This is a genomic window from Gordonibacter pamelaeae 7-10-1-b (genome assembly GCF_000210055.1).
Taxonomy (GTDB): Bacteria; Actinomycetota; Coriobacteriia; order Coriobacteriales; family Eggerthellaceae; genus Gordonibacter; species Gordonibacter pamelaeae.
Map to the genome: position 1 here is coordinate 2,531,441 of NC_021021.1, position 818 is coordinate 2,532,258.

At 73.1% G+C, this 818-nt stretch carries 2 pseudogenes; both read right to left on the reverse strand.

Features of this window, described 5'->3' with window-relative positions:
* Positions 1–627 (reverse strand): annotated as a pseudogene (locus tag GPA_RS19300) (tyrosine-protein kinase family protein); the annotation flags it as partial.
* Positions 624–818 (reverse strand): annotated as a pseudogene (locus tag GPA_RS11800) (Flp pilus assembly protein CpaB); the annotation flags it as partial. The pseudogenes GPA_RS11800 and GPA_RS19300, both read right to left, overlap by 4 nt.

Consider the following 818-nt stretch of genomic DNA (forward strand, 5'->3'; position numbering starts at 1 on the left):
CAGCTCGTGCGCGTCGCCGAAGCGCAGGTCGAAGTCGAGCAGCAGCGTGCGGTACCCCAAGCCTTGGGAGAACAGCGCCGACAGCACGGCCACCGTGCTCTTGCCCGCACCGCCCGAGCCGCTCACCACCGGCAGCACGAAGGCCGGATGCCCCGAAACCGGCGGCCGGGAAGTCAGCGCCGGAGCCGGCGCGAACCGCACGGCCGAACGCGGAGCACCGGCCCCTGTTCCCGGTCCTGTCCCTGCCGTGTCGCCCGTCGGCACATGCCGGCGCTTCGCCGCCGCATAGCGCTCGACGAACGCCTGGCGCGTGAGCGACGCGTCGATCCCGGCAGCCGTGGCCCGGCTCATGAGCGAGCCGGTTCCCTGGAAGGCCAGCAGGCACACGCGCAGGTCTGCCCGGTCGCGCTTGAGCGCGGCCGCCAGGTTGATGGGCTCCACGTCGTCGCAGCTCGCAATCCACGCCTCGGCCACGCTGCGATCCGCGCGCAGGAACCGCCGCGCCTCCTCGCCCGACGAGAACAGCCGCAGCCATTCCTGCCGCGCCAGGTTCTCGCCCGCAAGCCCGATGAGGTCGGGCCGCCTGATGCTCTCCGCATCCGCGCACAGCGCCATCGTCGGCATCATAGCGACCCCTCCCTCGCGTCGAGGCCCGCGCCCTCGCCCGCAGCCGGCAGCGCGAAGTACAGCTCCGCCTTCCGCGACGCCGCGATGACCTCCTGAACCGATTCCGGCTTCACGGCCACCGTCACCCAGGTCACGTCGGCCGCGGCCGCACCGTCGGCTCCGCCCGCGCTCGTGGCCAGCACCAGCACGTC